Origin of the sequence: Halomonas sp. SIMBA_159 (genome assembly GCF_046536035.1) — a bacterium.
In the GTDB taxonomy this organism is placed as follows: domain Bacteria; phylum Pseudomonadota; class Gammaproteobacteria; order Pseudomonadales; family Halomonadaceae; genus Vreelandella; species Vreelandella venusta_A.
This window is the reverse complement of the sequence record NZ_JAWJBT010000802.1, coordinates 1-264: the sequence shown is the minus strand read 5'-3', so window position 1 is coordinate 264 and position 264 is coordinate 1. Positions and strand designations below refer to the sequence as shown.

Below are 264 nucleotides of genomic sequence, written 5' to 3'. Positions count from 1 at the left end.
GTCGTGTCGCGGATCATGTCGGGAAGCCTTTCGCGTAGTCCCACTGCCGGCTGATGCCGCGAGCCCAGGACTGGAGCGCCTCGGATCGGTGCGCGTCCGGGCGGACGTCGAACGGCGCGGTGCCGGACCAATCGCCGGAGCGCTGCGACGCGAGTGCCTGTGCACCTCGGGAGACGACCTCAGCGAAAGCCGAGACGCTCAGCGGGGTGGCGAGCAGGTCCGCCTTGATCTGCAGCCACAGCGGGTTCTTGCTCGCGGGTCCGA

Annotated in this window: 1 protein-coding gene; it reads right to left on the bottom strand. The window is 69.7% G+C overall.

The window, feature by feature from the left end; all coding sequences use genetic code 11:
• Nucleotides 1-13 precede the first annotated feature (13 nt).
• Nucleotides 14-264: hypothetical protein (locus tag R0J87_RS21425; protein ID WP_498888819.1), on the bottom strand; the 251-nt coding region annotated here is incomplete at its 5' end.